Below are 17,455 nucleotides of genomic sequence, written 5' to 3' on the forward strand. Positions count from 1 at the left end.
TGAACAATCGACAGTCGCGTCCGACATAGACGGTCAAACTTTTGGACGAGGAAATCCTTTCATGATCGATCTGTTCGGCAATTCCGGCGAAACCCACGGCACTCAGGGCCAGTTCGAGCGCGACCCGCTGACGGGAGCTCTGGTGCCCACCGTGGTCGAGCAGTCGAGCCGGGGTGAGCGAGCCTTCGACATTTTCAGCCGGCTGCTTCGCGAACGCATCGTTTTCGTGACCGGCCAGGTCGAGGACACGATGGCATCGCTGATCGTTGCCCAGCTGCTGTTCCTCGAGAGCGAAAATCCCTCGAAGCCGATCAGCATGTACATCAACTCGCCGGGCGGCGTGGTGACTGCCGGCATGGCGATCCACGACACGATGCAGTACATCAAGCCGCGCGTTTCGACCGTGTGCATCGGTCAGGCTGCGTCGATGGGCAGCTTCCTGCTTGCCGCAGGTGAGCCGGGCATGCGTGTCGCGCTTCCCAATGCCCGCATTATGGTCCACCAGCCTTCGGGCGGTGCGCGCGGTATGGCCTCGGACATCGAGATCCAGGCTCGCGAGATCCTGCGCATTCGTTCGCGCATGAACGACCTTTACGTGAAGTACACCGGCCAGAGCCTCGACGAGATTGAGAAGGCAATGGACCGCGACACTTTCCTCGAGGCTGAGGAAGCGATGAAGTTCGGCCTCGTCGACAAGGTCTTCGAAACCCGCCCTGAGTCAGGTGACGAAGGCGAAGAGGAAAAAGGTTCGGGCGGCGCGCCCGAGTAAGGCCTTAAATTGAACCTTGGTAAGCGCCCCAGCATGGGACGCGCTTACCGATGGTTCAGGCCAATCTTCATAAGTGGTGCACGATTACCACGTAACGTGGACCAAAAATCGACGCCGATGAGTTGATTCATCTGGCGGGAAAGATACATTTGCCGAATCCATGGGTCGGATTCTCTCAATTTGGCCCACTGGATCCGAGGACAACAGGAATGACCAAATTGAGCGGATCTGACAGCAAGAGCACCCTCTATTGCAGCTTCTGCGGCAAGTCGCAGCACGAAGTGCGCAAGCTCATCGCCGGCCCGACCGTGTTCATCTGCGATGAATGCGTGGAGCTGTGCAACGACATCATCCGCGAAGAGACGAAGGCTGGCATTGCCGGCAAGAAGGAAGGCGAGGTCCCGACCCCTTCCGAAATTTTTGCAACGCTGAACGACTACGTGATTGGCCAGAACTCGGCCAAGCGGAACCTGTCGGTCGCGGTTCACAACCACTACAAGCGCCTGAAGCACTCGGGCAAAGCCGACGGGGTTGAACTGGCCAAGTCGAACATCCTGCTGGTGGGACCCACCGGTACGGGTAAGACGCTGCTCGCACAGACGCTGGCGCGTACCTTCGACGTGCCGTTCACGATGGCCGACGCCACCACGCTGACCGAAGCGGGTTACGTGGGTGAAGACGTTGAGAACATCATTCTCAAGCTGCTGCAGTCATCGGACTACAACGTCGAGAAAGCGCAGCACGGCATCGTCTACATCGACGAGATCGACAAGATCACGCGCAAGGCGGAAAACCCCTCGATCACGCGCGACGTGTCGGGTGAGGGCGTTCAACAGGCTCTGCTCAAGCTGATGGAAGGGACCACCGCTTCCGTCCCGCCACAGGGCGGTCGCAAGCACCCGCAGCAGGAATTCCTTCAGGTCGACACGACCAACATTCTGTTCATCTGTGGCGGCGCGTTTGCCGGTCTCGACAAGATCATCGCCGACCGCCTGCAGAAGCGTTCGATCGGCTTTGGCGCGCATGTCGCCGATCCGGAAAAGCGCAAGGTTGGCGAACTGCTTGAAAAGAGCGAACCTGAAGACCTTCTCAAGTTCGGCCTCATCCCGGAATTCGTCGGTCGTCTGCCGGTGATCGCGACCCTGCACGACCTCGACGTCGATGCTCTGGTCACGATCCTGAAGGAGCCGAAGAACGCGCTGGTCAAGCAGTACCGCAAGCTGTTCGAGCTTGAGGATGTTGACCTGACCTTCACCGACGAAGCCCTCGTCGCGATTGCCGAACGCGCCATCAAGCGCAAGACCGGCGCGCGCGGCCTGCGCTCGATCGTCGAAGGCATTCTGCTCGATACGATGTTCGACCTTCCCGATATGGAAGGCGTTGCCGAAATCGTGATCGATCAGGATGTGGTCGAAGGCAAGAAAGACCCGATCCGCGTCCATGGCGGCGAGGCGAAGGAAGAAGCGGCCTGATGGTTTCAGGCGGGCCATTGCTGCTTGCAGCTGTAACCTGCCTGTTCCTCATTGCATCTGCATTCTGGGCGGAGCGTCGCTTCGCCGGATATGATCGCCTGCCCCGGCAATTCGGCTTCACTCTCAAGCCAACATCCTACGGCCCGCGCTGGCTCATCATCTGGCTCGTGCCCGCTGTCATTATCGGCGCGATAGCTCTGGCTGTGTTCACCCCGGCGCTTTTCCCGCCGGAAAGCATCAGAGGTGAACCGGGAACCGGGGTCGTGATTGCCAGCCTTGTCGGCGCTGCTGCCCAGGTCTTCATCCTGTGGCTCCTGGTGCGCTGGGCGAACGAACAAGGCTGACTTTCGCTTGAAAACGATCGGTATAATCGGCGGGATGAGCTGGGAAAGCTCGGCGCAATACTACGCCATCATCAATCGGGCAGTGCGCGACCGACTGGGCTCGCCTCACTCGGCGCGCATCCTTCTGCACAGCCTCGACTTCGCGCCGATTGCGCAGTTGCAGGCGGATGGCGAGTGGGAGGAACTGGGCGAGGCGATGGCGGACAGTGCCCGCTCTCTCGAAGCGGGCGGAGCCGATTGCCTGCTGATTGCCACTAATACGATGCACAAGCTAGCCGACGATGTTGAGGAGGCGAGCGACCTCCCGCTGCTGCATATCGCCGATAGCGCGGCGGATGCGGCCTGCGCAGAAGGGCTGACCAAAATGGCGCTTCTGGGCACAGCCTTTACCATGGAACAGGACTTCTACCGCGAGCGGCTCGAGGAGCATCACGGGCTCGACGTGATCATCCCGGAAGCCGGCGACAGGGCCGAGGTTCATCGGATCATCTACGAAGAACTGATTGCGGGCGAAGTGCTCGATGCCTCGCGAGAAACCTATCGCGAGATCATCGCAAGGCTGGTCGATCAGGGGGCGCAAGGCGTGATCCTCGGCTGCACGGAGATCATGCTTCTCATCAGCCAGAGCGACAGTCCTGTGCCAGTTTTCGACACGACTGAACTGCATGCGCTAGCCGCCGTCGACTTCGCGCTCTCGTAAAAAACCACGCCCAAAAACTAACCCCGCCCGGTCGTGGAGGTACGACCGGGCGGGGCGGTTGTCGGCGCTGACCCCGGGTTGGGAGGGGGGATCGATGGGGGCAGCGCCAGCTGTGAGAGGGTTTAAGGGTTAGGCGGGGAGGAACACCCCGTCGGTCACGTGGATGACGCCATTCGAGGTCTGGACGTCGGCCTGCGTCACGGCGGTGGCGCGGCCCTTGGCATCGGTGATGACGATCGTGTCACCCGACAGGCGAGCGGTCAGTTCTTCGCCTGCAAGCGTCTCGATCGTCGCGGTACCGTTGTGGCGCTTAATGAGGCTCACAAGATCGCTCGACGTCACCGAACCCGACACGGCGTGATAGGTGAGGACGGTGGTCAGCGTGCCCTTGTTTTCGGGACGAAGCAGCGTGGAAACGGTGCCGTCGGGGAGCTTTGCAAAGGCAGTGTCGGTCGGGGCGAACACCGTGAACGGGCCAGGGTTCGAGAGGGTGCCAGCGAGGTCTGCCGCGGTCACGGCTGCAACGAGCGTGTTGTGAACGCCGGTCGATTGCGCGGTCTGAACGATGTTCGGAGCCTGCGTGCTCGCGGTGCGGTGATGGTGGCCCGCATAGGCCGGTGCGGTGGCAACGGCAGCGATGCCGGTGGTTGCGGCGACAGCCGCGATGACGAAGTTACGGAAGGTCTTGGCAGTGGTCATGATTGATCTCTCCATTGTCGCAATCCCTCCCGGTCTTGCATGGAGAACTACGCTGGCGCTGCTGCACCGGATGCGAGCAATTCTCGATTTTGTTGCAGAATTGGCAGAAAGCAACGTTGAAACGCCTCGTGCATGCGATGAAGCGAGTAAATTGGTACGCGATGTGTACACAAGCGCGTTCGCTTGCTGCACGCAGAAATGACAACGGCGCCCGTCTAGGGGCGCCGTATCAGCTCTTTTCAGTACTGGAGAATGCTCGTCGCGAGCAAGATTAGACGGAGGTCAAAGTGCCTTCGGCCACAACTGGGCCCGCATCTTCACCTTCAGGCTTGCCGCCAATGGGCTCCCGCGTGAGGACAAGATTCACGCCGCTTCCCATGTTGCCGACGATCTCGTCTGTCAGCTCAAAGCTGCGCACCTCGCCCGGCGCGACGACGCCCAGCGATTGTAGTGCACTGCCGTCTTCGGGAACGAGCCACAATTCGTGATCGTGCACGCCGTCAGCGGTAAGGCCGATCGCGCCCACCAACAGACGGTCGCTTTCCGGAATATAGGTCACGTCGAGCCGCAGGCCGGTGTCGCCGATCGGTACCTGCGCCACCAGTGGATCTGCGCTCGCAAATTGCGGAGCCTCGGTCGCGGTCGGGACCGGAGCAGGGCCAGTGCCCTCACCGACAAATGCGACCGCGGCGAGAACCGCCGCTGCTGCGCCGGTCAGGCCGGCGGTCCACTGCCAGCGGCGCAGGCGTGCGGTGATATCGACCACGTTGCTCTCAGTCCCGTCATTGGCAGCGACCACGCCGCTTGCGGGCATGTCATCGGCTGGGCGCAATTTGATCTCGGCGGAGATACGCTCCCAAACCTGTGGGCTCGGCTCTGCGGCAGGCATTTGGTCGGTCAGCGGGGCAAACCAGTTGTCCCACCAGACCTTGCGCCAGGCAAAGCCGTCGTCATTCGCGAGCCTGCCCTTGGCGGCGAGCAATTCCTCGCCTTCAAGCAGGCCGAGCGAATACTCGGCCGCTGACAAGGCGTTGCCGCGCTTGAAATCGTCATCCATGTCCTGATCCCTCGGACTGCTCATTCGCTCGCCTCCAGGCAAGCACGCAGGCGTTGCAGCCCGCGTCTGATCCAACTCTTCATCGTGCCCAGTGGCACGTCGGCGCGCTCGGCCAGCTGCGCGTAAGTGTAGCCATCGAAAAACGCGCTGCGGATATGCATCGCGGTGCGATCGTCGAGAGTGTCGAGGCAGGTGTGAATCTGTGCGGATTTTTCCGCATCGATCAGCAAGCTGTCCGCCAGTGGAGCTTCGTCGGCAAGCGGTGCTGCTTCTTCAACAGGCACAGCTCCGCCACGCACTTTCCCGGTGCGCAGGCGATCAATCGCGCGGTTGCGCGCAAATGTCGCCAGCCACGAGATAGGGCTCGCCCGCGAGGGGTCGTAGCTACCGGCGCGCTGCCACAGGTTGATGTAGACGTCTTGCAATGCGTCCTCGGCTTCCTTTCGATCGCCCAAGATACGCAGGCAGATGCCAAACAGTTTCACGCGGGTTGCTTCATAGACCTCTTCGAGTGCGCTCTGGTCCCCTTCGGCGAGGCGAACCATCTGAGCGCGCAGGCGTTCGCGGGCCGCCTTGGCAGCGTCCGCATTGGCATCGGATGCCTTGGGTGAGCCACCATCGACCATCAGTGTTGTGTAATCTCGCTTTCTGGTGATCCGTCTTCGCAGCCATGCTCGCACGGGTCGCTTTCGACCTGGATCGTCGAGTGGCCAATCCCGAAGCGCGCTTCGAGCGAGTCTGAAACCGATTTCAGGAACGTGTCGCTCGCCGGCTTTCCGGGCATCACAAGATGCGCGGTCAATGCCGTCTCGGTCGTCGACATCGGCCAGATATGTAAGTCGTGCACGTCGTCCACCCCGTCCATGCGAGCCAAATGCGCGCGCACCTCGGCCACGTCAAGCCTTGCAGGAACTGCAAGCAAGCTCAAAAGGATAGAGTCCTTGGCAAGTCCCCATGTGCCCCAAGCGATCATTGCGACGATTGCGAAGCTGACGAGGGGGTCGATCCATGCGAGACCGGTCAGCAGGATCGCAAGCCCGGCGAGGACAACGCCGACCGAAACCAGCGCATCGGCGGCCATGTGAAGGTAAGCGCCCCTGATATTGAGATCTTCCTGTCCGCGAAGGAACAGCATAGCCGTGCCCGCATTGATGACGATCCCGATTCCAGCGACTATCATCATCACCATGCCCTGAGGCTCGGCAGGTTCGAACATGCGATGGATCGTCTCGAACAGGATCGCACCGATCGCGACCGCCAGAAGCAGGGCGTTGGCAAGCGCGGCAAGGATCGTGGAGCTCTTGTATCCATAGGTGAACCGTTCGGTCGGTGCGCGCTTGGCGGCCACGCTGGCACCCCATGCAAGGAGCAAGGCGAGAACGTCCGACAGGTTGTGTCCGGCATCTGCCACGAGCGCCATCGAGCCGTAGAGGAAGCCGAACGTCGCCTCGACGATCACGAAACCGGTGTTGAGAAGGATGGCGAGGATAAATGCGGTGCCATAATCCTTGGGCGCGTGGTGATGGCCATGGCGGTCATGCAGGCCGTGGCAATCGCTCTCACCCGAGCTGTGCGGATGAGAATGGCCGTGGTGGTGAGCGTGTGCGTGCGCCATCGGGTCTATTGATAGACGCAGTCGTCGAGCCCGTCACCTTTGACGACGTTAATCCGGGCCTCGATGGAATTACCGTGCCGCGCGAGCCAGCCAGCGGGGCTGACCACAGCGCGTTTCTTGGGCTGTGGGAGCGCTGCGGCCATACGGCTCGCCTCGTCCGGCGACATGCGGGCGGCGGAGTGGCCGAAATAGCGCTGCGACCCGGCTTCGGCGCCGTAAGTCCCGATCCCTGTTTCTGCGACGTTGAGATAGACCTCCATGATCCGGCGCTTGCCCCAGACGGCTTCGATCCAGAACGTGAACCACGCTTCCACGCCCTTGCGGAAGTAGCCGCCGCCTTGCCACAGGAAGACGTTCTTGGCGGTCTGTTGACTGATGGTCGAGCCACCGCGAATGCGTCCGCCTTCGCGGTTCTCCTCCATTGCCTGCTCGATAGCCTCGGTGTCGAAGCCGAAATGCTCGCAGAATTTGGAGTCCTCCGCCGCGATTACGGCTGCCACAAGGTTGGGGTCGATATTGTCGAGGCTCTCCCAATCTTTGGTGATGCCGTTTTCATCCATCACCATGGTCGCGGTGACGGGGATGGGGAGCCACTTGTAGGCAATCACCAGAAGCAGGCTTAGCCCGATGAACCACAGGATGATCTGCGCGATCAGTCGCGCGACGCGTGCGGGGATTGAGCGGGTTTTCGCCTGTGCCATTTTGCGCCGATTACTCGGCTGCGCGCCGCTTGGCTACTAATTGTAGCGAGCTTCGACCTTCGCGCCTTCCTTGCCTGCCTCAACAGTTTCGCATGCTTCGCGCAGATCATCGAGATACTGGTCGATCACCTCGGCATGTTTGGGCGAGAGCATGAGGTGCAGACTTGGCGGATCGATAGTGATCGAGGTGAACCAGCCCTTGCGATACATCTCGGAATAAAGCGCGAAGCTATCGTGTTCTGGGTGACGGAAAGCGATCAACCCAAGCATCGGTTTGCCAAGCACTTCAAAGCGAAGCTGCGCCAGCCCTTTTTCAGCCCGTTCGCGGGTTTCGCAGACCAGCCCCTGCTTCTCGCGATAGCCCTCGATCCCCAGCACATTCATGACCGCCCAAGCCGCAGAAATAGCGCCGCCGGGCCGTGTTCCGGCGAGGGTGGGTGTCTTCATAGGCGCCCCATTCCAGTTCTTGGTGTCGAACGGCATGTGCTCGAACAGCGCTTTGCTGCGAAACAGCACGGTCGAGGCACCTTTCGCGGCGTAGCCATATTTGTGAAGGTCCGCGCTCATCGAATGGACGCCTGTGACTTCGAAATCGAACGGCGGGACAGGCACGCCATTCATGCGCGCGAACGGGGCGAAATATCCGCCGACACAGGCATCGGTGTGGAGCCAAACGCCCTTGGCCTCGGCCACCTGTCCCAGCGCCTCGATCGGGTCGATGATGCCGTGAGGGAAATTGGGAGCAGAGCCGACCATCATGATCGTGGATTGGTCGCAGGCTTCGCCCATCGCTGCAGGGTCTGCTTCGTAGCTGCCATCGACCTTGAGCGGCACGCGCCGCACTTCGATGTCCATGAGGTGCGCGGCCTTATCGAAAGCGGGATGCGCGGATTGGGGGAGCACGATGTTCGCCGGTCCGCTAAGCCCCTTCTCCGCACGGGCGTAATCACGCGCGGCCTTCATCGCCATCGTGATGCTGTCGGTTCCTCCTGAGGTGATCGCTCCGGTTGCGCCTTCGGGGCCGTGGAGGACCGAAAGCGCCATCTCAACCACCTCGCGCTCCATCTGGGCGAGCGATGGGAAGGCGAGCGGGCCGAGCCCGTTCTCGGACATGAAAAGCGTGTAGGCTTCGTGCTGGACCTCACCGATTTCAGGGCCTGCATTGAAGACATAGACGGCGGTCTTGCCGTCACGCCATTTTGCATCGCCTGCGCCGCGAGCGATCATCTCCTCGCGCACGTCCTCCCAGCTTCTGCCGGCTTTCGGCATTGCCATTCGCTCTCTCCCTCAAAGCGTCTCTCGCCTATGTGAGTGTCACAAGCGGCAAGCGAGTTCAAACGCGAAGATCAACCTCCTCGGCCCAGGCCACCCGGCGAAGCGGGCCGGGCGTATGCGTGCCGAACGGCCAGCAGGTTGTCAGGGCGAGAATGCCATTGTCGGCGTGCGTCGGGTAGGCAAATTCGTCCCAGCGCACCGTTTCGAGATGAGTGATGCGATAGGTGACGGCGCCCCCGTCGATGCGTTCAAAGCGAACGAGATCACCCGCCTCCACATCGGCGACGAATTCGAAATGCGTATCGCGGTGAGCGGCGAGCACGGTTATCCCGCGCGCCGCATCGTCGAGTAGCGCGGTCGGCCCGAACGCCATGGCCTCACCCGACCCACCCGACAACACAATCTCGCTTGCGCCGAGGCGCGGCACGCTGACGCGGGCAACCGGCGCGGTATCGGCCCAGCTCCATGGCTTGACCGGCGCGCCGCTTGCCACGCCTCGCTCAAACGCCCGCTCCAGAAGGACCTGAGCGACCTCTGCCTTGACCGGAATGTAGAGCGCCTTCGCCACGAGCGCGGCGCCGCTCACAAGCAGCGCCGCGACGACCAAAAAGGGAAGGGCGCGCATCAAATCTCCTTTCCTCTGCGCGCGCCCTTGTTGCCGGATTGCGGGAACGGCCAGCATCAGACCGCCGCCTGCCGGAGGCTTCGCGAGGCGAGGCCGTCAGCCAGCCGCTCCCGCCACCACAGGCCGCCAAGCGAACCTGCCAGGAAGAGCAGGAGGCCAAGGGCAAGGGTGAGGAGGTACCCGGTCGAGGTGTTCGGAAGTTCGAGGCGCTGGCGTTCTTCTTCGCCCATCGCATCGGCCAACCTTTGCCAATCAGCAGCATTCGCCACGCGTCCGCCGAACAAGTGATCGAAATCCCAGCCAGCTGGCAGCAGCAGCGGCAGTTCCTCGCGGGTGAGCGATGCGCCGTCCGGGCGGCTAGGCGTGTCGTCGACCGCGACAAGGCTGGTGCGGCTGGTGACGAGGTGGAAGGCCATGCCGAGCTCCTCGATCGAAGTGTCGGCCCGTTCGTGCGAAGTCTCGCCCGACCAGCGTTCAGCCTCCACCTCGGCGATCCGTCGCGAGGCCCAGAGCTTGGCTACGACATCGCTGTCGCTCGCATCCTTGAGGTCGATGCTGCGCGTCCAGCGCACGCCTTCGATCATGCCGCTCACCGTCAGCGTTCCTTCGAGATGGCGAGTACGGCCCAGCAAAACCAGGGGCTCGCCTGCGTAAAGGTCGGGCAAATCGCGCGGCGCGAAGTCGATATTGCCACCCTCGACATTCGCGGTGAGGCCGGTCGCGACGGGAAGCGAGAGCCGATCGAGAAGGCGCTGCATCTGGTCTTCTGCCTCTTCGCCCATGCCGACATGCGTGAAGGTTCCGCGCCCGGCTTCTGCCATGCGGCGCATGAGGTAGGTGTTGGGAGCCGAGCCGATGCCGACCATGAAGACCCGGCTGTCCTTTCGATTGCGATTGATCTCCTCCATCATGTCCGCCTCGTTCGAGAGCGCGCCGTCGGTGAGAAAGATCACCTGCCGCACGCGCTCATCCGGGGCACGATCGCGCAGCGCGGCGCGCAAGGCGGGCAGCATTTCCGTGCCGCCATTGGCCATGAGATTGTGAGTGAAGGTCTTTGCCGCCGCGATGTTGCTGTCGCTTGCCTGGACTGCGCTCGCAAAGAGCTCGGTCATCGTGTCGTCGAAGCGGATGACGTTGAACCTGTCCTGTGGCCGCAGCGTTTCGAGCGCGTAGAGCAAGCTGCGGCGCGCGGCGGGCATGCTTTCACCTGCCATCGAGCCCGAATTGTCGATCACGAAGATCATCTCGCGCGGGGGAGCCTCGCCAACCCGTTCCAGCGCGGGCGGGGTGATCGTCGCCATGACATACTCGAGTTCGCCATGGCGCTGTTTGAAGAGGCCGAGCATCGGCGCGTCTCCCGATGCGCTCCAGCGGAGCTCGAAATCGCGGTTGGCGGGCACGGCTCCGTCTGCGAGCGTCACGGTGCGTGTCGAGCCGGAACCGCGCACACTCACCGCGTGATAGGGGCTGGAAATCGCCTCGGGCGCAAAGCCGGGGTCGAGATTGACCGTGATGCTCACCGGATTGAGCCCGCCTCCAGCGCGCGCGACCATATTCGGGTCGGCGGTGGGCGCGATCAGGTCAGCCGAGCCAGCAAGCAGGGAGGCGCGGCTGAGAGTGCCGTTTGCATTGGCCGAACCCGCGATGTAGCGCGGCCCCACCACCAGCGGCATGCGCAGCGAATAGTCGCCCGCGACCTGCGCGATGGGAGCCTGGAACTCGATCTGCACCAGCACTGTCTCACCGGGGCCTACATTCGCGATTGAATTACGGAACACGTTGGGGCGGTGTTGTTCAACGAGGCCAGCTTTCTGGCCGTTTGCCTTGGCTTCTTCGTAGATCTCGCGCGCTTCCTCGCGCGGCTTGATCTTGCCGTCGAAGATGCGGTCGCCGACCACCATCTTGAGCGTGTCGACCGCGCCATCGTCGGGTAGCGGGTATAGATAGGTTGCCTCCATCCACTGCTCCGACGTGTTGCGGAAGGCTTGCGTGACTGTCACGCGCGCGGTCTGGCCCGAAACATTCGCAACGATGTCGGTGCCGAGCCGCGTGGCAGGGACATCGGTGGCGACCGCTCCTGAAGAGACGGGGCGGAGGATCAGCCCTCCCTCGGAAGTTGTAGCCAGGCGCGGTGACGGGCGTTGTTCCGTAGTGCCGCCCATGCGCACGGCGTCGCCTGCTGCGTCGAGGGCTGCGCCCGCAACGGTGCCGTGTCCCGGCCGCGCCGACAGCGTCGAACTCGCGATCGCGAGCAAAGCCGTGATGCCGAGAATGAGCATGACGACAAGTGCGTCGCGGTCTAGTGACAATGTAATTCGTCGCATGTAAGCCTCCGTTCATCGCTGTTATGTATTCCACTAGCGATGAACTGAGCCGCTATGCCACGGCCAAGATTGGCCGGTTTCCGCCGCGGGGGCGGACGGGATGGAGGATAGAGGCGGTTTTGTGCGGATTTGTCCGGATATGTGCGGGTGAGCGGCAAGATGAAGGAGGAAACGATGGGGTTTGCAACGGCGATGAGCGATTTCGACAGCGGGGAAGTGGCGGTCCGTCTGCGCGAGGAGATCGCGCGTCAGCGATTGTCGCGCGCCCGGCTCGCAGAAAATGCGCGGCTATCAGTCTCGACGCTTGAGAAAGCATTGTCCGGAAGACGGCGGTTTACGCTTGCGACCGTGGTGCGACTTGAGGAGGCACTTGGGGCCAGTCTTCGCGAACAGGCCACACACCATTCCATAGAGCCCTCGCTCGCCCCGGCAGAAATGGGCAGCTACGCTCGCCCAGCCGTGCGCTGGATCGAGGGCGAATACCTCACATTGCGCGCGAGCTTCGGTGAAGACGGTGCGGTCTACGCCTACCGTACTGAAATCCGGTGGAGCTCCGCCAAAGGGCACCTCGTCTTCGCCGAGAGTGACCGGGTCGATGCAACATTTGAGCAGGCGGGTTTCGTCTCGATGCCGCACCTTTCGGGTCATACGTATCTGATGACCTCCGAGGAGGGGCAGTACCGCATGATCATGCTCGGCCGCGCCACGCGCGAGGCGCGCATGTTCGGACTGCTCACGACCCTGCAGGTGGGGCAGGGGTCGCAATTGGTGCCGGTCTCGTGCCCGGTCGCATTCGTACCGATTGGGCAGGTCGAGGAGCCTGTCTTTGGTCTGATGCGGGAGGGAGAGGAGCGCTGTTCTCATTGTCGCTCGATCCTCGACAGCGCGCTTGAGGGTGATTTTTGCCGAATGCGCCGCTAGCGCTTGCCCCATGATTATCGTCCTTGAAGGGATCAGCGCTGCTGGCAAGACCACGTTCGCCCGCCACTTCGGCGAAGCGCATCACGTGCCTGAGTTCCCGGACCAAGGTGTCGTGCCCGGCAAGAGCGATCCAGTCGAGGTGCATGCGGCCTTTTGGCTTCGGCACAACATCCGCCGGTTTCAGGCCGCACTGACCAAAGAACGCGAGCACGGCTTTGCGATTTGCGACACAGAGCCGCTCAAGATCCACTTCGATTGGTGCATGGCGCGTGCGGGCTTCAAGTCCATGGACGTCTTCAACGCGTCTATCCCGATGGTGCGCAAGGCAATCTCAGACCGCAGGATCGGTTTCGGCGACCAATATTATGTGAAGCATATCGCACCAGACATCGCCCGCGCGCAGAAGGAAGGCGATGCCACTCGGTCACGCCGCAATTTCGACATGCACCTTGCCCTGCAGCCGCACTTGATGGATTGGTTTGAAGCCCTCTCTCAAGCTTTGCCCGAGAAGGTCGAGTTCGCTTTTCCTGACCAGGACGCGCTACTGGCTGAACTGAAAAGAAAAGCGCCGGAGGATGCCCCCCGGCGCTTCGATGTTTCGGTGTTTGATGCTCTGATCGAGCGTTTGCCAACCTAGGGTTTACGCAACGCCCGGCAGCAGACGCTCGCCAGCGATCCGTTGCATGGCCTTCTGCAGCTTTTCGAATGCGCGCACTTCGATCTGGCGGATGCGTTCGCGCGATACGTCGTAGACCTGTGACAGTTCTTCGAGCGTCTGCGGCTTTTCCGTCAGGCGACGTTCGGTGAGGATGTGCTGCTCACGCTCGTTAAGGCTGTCCATCGCCTCGACCAGCATTTCGTGACGCACTTCGGCTTCTTCAGCGTCTGCGACGGTTTCGTCCTGAAGCGGACGATCGTCGGTCAGCCAATCCTGCCATTCGCCCGAGCCATCTTCGCCATTGCGCATCGGCGTGTTGAGCGAGCCGTCGCCACCCATCATCATCCGGCGGTTCATGTTGACGACTTCCTGCTCCGGCACGCCCAGATCGGTCGCGATCTTGGTCACGTCATCGGGGTGCAGGTCGGAGTCTTCGTAGGCTTCGAGCTGCTTCTTCATCCGGCGAAGGTTGAAGAACAGCTTCTTCTGCGCGGCAGTGGTCCCCATCTTCACGAGGCTCCACGAACGCAGAATATATTCCTGGATCGACGCCTTGATCCACCACATCGCGTAAGTCGCGAGGCGGAAGCCGCGATCGGGTTCGAACTTCTTGACGCCCTGCATCAGGCCCACATTCCCTTCGGAAATGAGGTCGCTGACCGGCAGGCCATACCCGCGATAACCCATCGCGATCTTCGCGACGAGACGCAGGTGGCTCGAAACCAACTGCGAAGCGGCTTCGGGGTCTTCGTGTTCGGCATAGCGCTTGGCGAGCATGTATTCCTGCTCGGCGGTAAGCACTGGGTATTTCTTGATTTCCGACAGGTAGCGGTTGAGGCTCTGCTCTCCACTGAGCGCCGGTACAGTTGCTTTGCTCACGTTTCTTCCAACCTTTCTGTGTCGGCCTCTCTCGACGGACCCCTGATGGGCATCCGTTTCATTGGGCCACGAGGTTACCTGTTTGGCAGGCCCACCATATATACGCGCTTTCTTCGCAAATGGGTGAGCTTTTCATCGATTAGAACAACCAAGTTCGTCGATTAGTTCCTGCATATCGGCGGGTAAATCCGCGCTAAAACGCAGTTCGCTCCCGAGAATCGGGTGAATGAAGCCTAATTCTGCCGCATGAAGCGCCTGACGCGCGAATTTAAGCTGTGATAGCAGAGGCTTCAGAACCTTGGGTGTTCTGCCGTAGATAGGGTCTCCTAATAGCGCATGACCGATTGATGCACAGTGAACGCGAACCTGATGTGTCCGGCCCGTTTCGAGGCGACATTCGATCAGCGCAGCAGCGCCAATCGGCTTGAGAACCTTATAATGCGTAATGGCGTGTTTTCCGCGTGAGGAATTCTTTGGCAGGACCGCCATTTTCTTTCTGTTGGCGTCAGAGCGTCCGAGGCGTTCATTGATGGTGCCCTCGGCCGGGGAAGGATGACCGCCGCACACCGCGAGATAGCGGCGATGAACGCTGTGCTCGGCAAACTGGGCCGCGAGCCCTTCGTGCGCCGCGTCGGACTTGGCGACAACCAGCAGGCCTGAGGTGTCCTTGTCGATCCGGTGGACGATGCCAGGACGTGCAACGCCTCCAATGCCGGAAAGCTGGCCTCGGCAATGGTGAAGCAGCGCATTGACGAGCGTTCCGTCCGGATTCCCGGCAGCAGGGTGGACCACCATTCCGGCAGGCTTGTTGACGACAATCAGGTCCTCGTCCTCGAATGCCACATCCAGTGCAATGTCCTGTGCCTGCGCCTCGGCCTCGACAACAGCTGGGACGGTAATACGAAATGGGGTATTTTCAGTGACCTTTACCGAGGCGCTGGTGACGGCCTTGCCGGCGATCTCCACCGCTCCTTCAGCAATGAGAGCCTGAACCCGTGCGCGCGAAAGCTCTGTCGCATCGGCGAGCGCCTTGTCCAGGCGGGCGGGGACCTGAATCGAACCCGTAATGATTTCCTCAGCGGCCATGGTATGGCCATGCGCGATGGTCGTCGAAGTGACAAGAGAGGCTCTCGAAGCCATGCGCCGTGCGGCCCGCCTCGCCCATCCGCATGAGGCATGTGGGATATTGCTCGGCCCGGCGTCGAGGGTCACGACACTGTGCGAAGCTACGAATGTCCATCCATCTCCTCAAACTCACTTCGAGATCGACCCCCAGGCTCTCATCGACGCACACCGCCAGGCGAGAGATGGCGGACCGGCTGTTCTGGGCTATTTTCACTCGCACCCGTCCGGCCCTGCCGAGCCATCGGCCACCGACGTCGAGATGGCGGCGGGTGACGGCTCGATCTGGGCGATTTGCGCCGGAGAGAGCGATGCGAGCGACATTCGGTTTTTCCGGTCTGGGAAAGGCGGTTTCACAAGGCTTTCCATGGACCTGATCGACGGCTAGAACGCCTGCCCATGACTTCTCAAACCGATTTGGCCGCGCTTCTTTGCTCGCGGCTTTGCCATGACATGCTTTCGCCCGTCGGAGCCCTTTCGAACGGGCTTGAACTCCTTGCCGACGAAACCGACGCAGAAATGCGCGAACGCTGCATCGAATTGCTCGAACAAAGCGCCAAGATCAGCACCGACAAGCTCAAGTTCTTCCGCCTCGCATTTGGCGCAGCGGGCGGGTTTGGCGAAAACGTGCCGGTCGAGGAAGCGCAGGAAGTGATTGGCGCGCTTGCAGCTGACGCAAAGCGGGTCGAGGTGAACTGGGCGCTTGCCGACAGCACTCTGCCCAAGCCCGCCGTCAAGGTGATGCTCAATCTTGCACAGATTGCGCTCGATGCGCTCGTGCGCGGCGGGACGCTCGATATCGGCGCAGAAAAGCGCGAAGGAAACATCGAGATCGTCGCGCGTGCAGCCGGTCAAAGGATCGCCTTTGACGAAACCATCGGACAGGCGCTGCAAGGCGAGCTAGCCGACAGCGATATCTCCAGCCGCACCGCCGCTGCACACATGATCGCGCTGGTCGCAGGCGAGATGGGCGGAGGCTTGCAATATGCGGTCTCTGACGATGCGCTTGTGCTCGGGGCGGTTCTCCCCGAGCCGGAGGGCATGATCGGGTGACTTCAGGCGCAGGCGAGCAGGGGGGCGCCGCGTGGCGCGATATGGAAGTGAGCGAACTCGTTCACAGAGTCGTGCCATCGCCCAATTTCGGTGAGCGTTCGCTGCCGATCAACATGCTGGTGCTTCACTACACCGAGATGAAGCCGGTTGAGACTGCGCTTGAAAAGCTTACCGATCCTGAAGCCGGGGTAAGCGCACACTATCTCATCACCGAAGAGGGCGAGGTTATCCAGCTCGTCTCGGAAGAAAAGCGCGCTTGGCACGCAGGTGCAAGCTACTGGCGCGGGATCAAGGACGTAAATTCGGCGAGCATCGGGATCGAGCTCGACCATCCCGGACATACCGAAGAGAACGGCGGCTATCGCGGCTTTTCCGAAGCGCAATTCGAGGCTCTTGTCCCGCTCGTCGCGCGGATTGTGAAACAATACGACATTCCGCGCGCGAATGTTGTCGGGCATTCCGACGTCGCGCCCATTCGCAAGATCGACCCCGGCGAACTGTTCCCGTGGGACCGCCTTGCCGAATATGGCCTCTGCCTGCCAACGCCGGCCAAGATCGAGCGCGCGGACCCGTTCCACAATGCGGGCGCCTTTATCCTGGCGTTGGAACGGTTCGGTTACGACATTACCGAGGGTCGCAAGGCCATCGAGGCGTTTGAGCGCCGTTGGCGCCCTGAGCGCATCGAGGGCAAGCCCGACGCACAGCTCGGCGCAATCCTGTGGCACCATCTGCTTGAACGTGACCGCGGCGCTGCGCGCTAAGCTTCCCTACAGCATTGCCTTGGTATATGAGGACCCGCGCATCAGGGAGCCGAGGCAACCGCGTGGTTTCGACCGCGAGGAAAGTCCGGGCTCCACGAAGCAAGGGTGGCGGGTAACGCCCGCCGGGTGAGGCTTTCGGGCTGAGCTCAGGGAAAGTGCCACAGAGAGTATACCGCCGATGGAGGTCGAACCTCACAGGCAAGGGTGAAAGGGTGCGGCAAGAGCGCACCGGGGGTCTGGCAACAGGCTCCGCATGGCAAACCCCACCCGGAGCAAGGCCAAATAGGGGCCTCGCGCCCGACCAGATACGGTCAGGGCAGGAGCGCTTCGCTCCGAGAGGCCCGGGTTGGCTGCTTGAGCCGCGTGGCAACATGCGGCCCAGATGAATGGTTGCCGCCGCGGCGCTGGTCGAAAGATACCGGTCGCGGAGACAGAACCCGGCTTATGACGCTCCCTGATGCACCTGACGAAGCTTATGTG

Annotated in this window: 20 protein-coding genes and 1 other RNA gene; 11 read left to right on the forward strand and 10 right to left on the reverse strand. The window is 61.7% G+C overall.

The features are described from left to right. Positions 1-61 precede the first annotated feature (61 nt). The 4 genes from NAP1_RS00280 to NAP1_RS00295 all read left to right on the forward strand — a co-directional run bounded on the left by NAP1_RS00280 (position 62) and on the right by NAP1_RS00295 (position 3,285). Complete coding sequence (locus NAP1_RS00280) at positions 62-769, forward strand: ATP-dependent Clp protease proteolytic subunit (RefSeq protein WP_007163192.1); 708 nt, start codon at positions 62-64, stop codon at positions 767-769. A 209-nt stretch (positions 770-978) separates the two neighbouring features. Further along, positions 979-2,241 carry an ATP-dependent Clp protease ATP-binding subunit ClpX gene (gene clpX, locus NAP1_RS00285; RefSeq protein ID WP_007163193.1) on the forward strand — a complete coding sequence of 421 codons (1,263 nt, stop codon included), beginning with the start codon at positions 979-981 and terminating at the stop codon, positions 2,239-2,241. Beyond that, positions 2,241-2,585, forward strand: coding sequence for a hypothetical protein (locus NAP1_RS00290; RefSeq protein WP_007163194.1), 345 nt, complete (start codon positions 2,241-2,243; stop codon positions 2,583-2,585). Before clpX ends, NAP1_RS00290 begins: the two co-directional genes overlap by 1 nt. Positions 2,586-2,592: 7 nt before the next feature. After that, positions 2,593-3,285, forward strand: coding sequence for an aspartate/glutamate racemase family protein (locus NAP1_RS00295; protein ID WP_040464109.1), 693 nt, complete (start codon positions 2,593-2,595; stop codon positions 3,283-3,285). A 129-nt stretch (positions 3,286-3,414) separates the two neighbouring features. On the opposite strand, the gene NAP1_RS00300 is transcribed toward NAP1_RS00295, so the two are convergent. Continuing rightward, on the reverse strand, positions 3,415-3,984 hold the full coding sequence (locus NAP1_RS00300; protein ID WP_007163196.1) for a fasciclin domain-containing protein: 570 nt from the start codon (positions 3,982-3,984) through the stop codon (positions 3,415-3,417). On the opposite strand from NAP1_RS00300, the gene NAP1_RS16375 reads away from it, so the two are divergent. Continuing rightward, positions 3,983-4,186, forward strand: a complete 204-nt coding sequence (locus tag NAP1_RS16375; protein WP_007163197.1) for a hypothetical protein — start codon at positions 3,983-3,985, stop codon at positions 4,184-4,186. The two genes, NAP1_RS00300 and NAP1_RS16375, sit on opposite strands and share 2 nt — an antisense overlap. 69 nt (positions 4,187-4,255) lie before the next feature. Here the strand turns inward: NAP1_RS16375 and NAP1_RS00305 are convergent, their stop codons facing one another. From NAP1_RS00305 to NAP1_RS00335, 7 genes are read right to left on the reverse strand one after another with little or no spacing between them, the layout of a single operon-like run. Beyond that, a complete protein-coding gene (locus tag NAP1_RS00305; RefSeq protein ID WP_156777157.1) occupies positions 4,256-5,065 on the reverse strand; it encodes an anti-sigma factor domain-containing protein in 810 nt (269 codons plus the stop codon). Further along, positions 5,062-5,667 carry a sigma-70 family RNA polymerase sigma factor gene (locus NAP1_RS00310; RefSeq protein WP_007163199.1) on the reverse strand — a complete coding sequence of 202 codons (606 nt, stop codon included), beginning with the start codon at positions 5,665-5,667 and terminating at the stop codon, positions 5,062-5,064. Before NAP1_RS00310 ends, NAP1_RS00305 begins: the two co-directional genes overlap by 4 nt. Beyond that, complete coding sequence (locus NAP1_RS00315) at positions 5,667-6,656, reverse strand: cation diffusion facilitator family transporter (RefSeq protein ID WP_007163200.1); 990 nt, start codon at positions 6,654-6,656, stop codon at positions 5,667-5,669. Before NAP1_RS00315 ends, NAP1_RS00310 begins: the two co-directional genes overlap by 1 nt. A 5-nt stretch (positions 6,657-6,661) precedes the next feature. After that, the gene (gene mtgA / locus NAP1_RS00320) at positions 6,662-7,357 is read right to left on the reverse strand and encodes a monofunctional biosynthetic peptidoglycan transglycosylase (protein ID WP_007163201.1); all 696 of its coding nucleotides are present in this window, start codon (positions 7,355-7,357) and stop codon (positions 6,662-6,664) included. A gap of 36 nt (positions 7,358-7,393) precedes the next feature. Next, positions 7,394-8,632, reverse strand: coding sequence for an aspartate aminotransferase family protein (locus NAP1_RS00325; protein WP_007163202.1), 1,239 nt, complete (start codon positions 8,630-8,632; stop codon positions 7,394-7,396). A 58-nt stretch (positions 8,633-8,690) separates the two neighbouring features. Further along, a complete protein-coding gene (locus tag NAP1_RS00330) occupies positions 8,691-9,257 on the reverse strand; it encodes a class GN sortase (protein ID WP_083776319.1) in 567 nt (188 codons plus the stop codon). A gap of 56 nt (positions 9,258-9,313) precedes the next feature. Then, positions 9,314-11,581 (reverse strand): marine proteobacterial sortase target protein, encoded by a 2,268-nt coding sequence (locus tag NAP1_RS00335; protein ID WP_241761151.1) that lies wholly within the window; start codon positions 11,579-11,581, stop codon positions 9,314-9,316. 174 nt (positions 11,582-11,755) lie between these two features. Here NAP1_RS00335 and NAP1_RS00340 point away from each other — a divergent pair, with 174 nt between their 5' ends. After that, positions 11,756-12,502: a helix-turn-helix transcriptional regulator gene (locus NAP1_RS00340; protein ID WP_156777158.1), complete on the forward strand. Its 747-nt coding sequence runs from the start codon at positions 11,756-11,758 to the stop codon at positions 12,500-12,502. 10 nt (positions 12,503-12,512) lie between these two features. Next, positions 12,513-13,139, forward strand: coding sequence for a hypothetical protein (locus tag NAP1_RS00345; RefSeq protein WP_007163206.1), 627 nt, complete (start codon positions 12,513-12,515; stop codon positions 13,137-13,139). A gap of 3 nt (positions 13,140-13,142) precedes the next feature. On the opposite strand, the gene rpoH is transcribed toward NAP1_RS00345, so the two are convergent. Together rpoH and NAP1_RS00355 are read right to left on the reverse strand one after the other, a co-directional pair. Further along, positions 13,143-14,039 carry an RNA polymerase sigma factor RpoH gene (gene rpoH, locus NAP1_RS00350; protein ID WP_007163207.1) on the reverse strand — a complete coding sequence of 299 codons (897 nt, stop codon included), beginning with the start codon at positions 14,037-14,039 and terminating at the stop codon, positions 13,143-13,145. 132 nt (positions 14,040-14,171) lie between these two features. After that, positions 14,172-15,125 (reverse strand): RluA family pseudouridine synthase, encoded by a 954-nt coding sequence (locus NAP1_RS00355; protein ID WP_007163208.1) that lies wholly within the window; start codon positions 15,123-15,125, stop codon positions 14,172-14,174. Between NAP1_RS00355 and NAP1_RS00360 the strand changes: the two genes are divergently transcribed. The 4 genes from NAP1_RS00360 to rnpB all read left to right on the forward strand — a co-directional run bounded on the left by NAP1_RS00360 (position 15,106) and on the right by rnpB (position 17,436). Next, the gene (locus NAP1_RS00360; RefSeq protein ID WP_241761152.1) at positions 15,106-15,549 is read left to right on the forward strand and encodes a M67 family metallopeptidase; all 444 of its coding nucleotides are present in this window, start codon (positions 15,106-15,108) and stop codon (positions 15,547-15,549) included. The two genes, NAP1_RS00355 and NAP1_RS00360, sit on opposite strands and share 20 nt — an antisense overlap. Positions 15,550-15,560: 11 nt before the next feature. After that, a complete protein-coding gene (locus NAP1_RS00365) occupies positions 15,561-16,214 on the forward strand; it encodes a histidine phosphotransferase family protein (protein ID WP_007163210.1) in 654 nt (217 codons plus the stop codon). Between the two features lie 41 nt (positions 16,215-16,255). Further along, positions 16,256-16,975 (forward strand): N-acetylmuramoyl-L-alanine amidase, encoded by a 720-nt coding sequence (locus NAP1_RS00370; protein ID WP_040464568.1) that lies wholly within the window; start codon positions 16,256-16,258, stop codon positions 16,973-16,975. A gap of 42 nt (positions 16,976-17,017) precedes the next feature. Continuing rightward, an RNA gene (rnpB, locus tag NAP1_RS16160) (RNase P RNA component class A) lies at positions 17,018-17,436 on the forward strand. The last annotated feature ends 19 nt before the right edge of the window (positions 17,437-17,455 follow it).

The organism is Erythrobacter sp. NAP1 (assembly GCF_000152865.1).
Lineage (GTDB): Bacteria > Pseudomonadota > Alphaproteobacteria > Sphingomonadales > Sphingomonadaceae > Erythrobacter.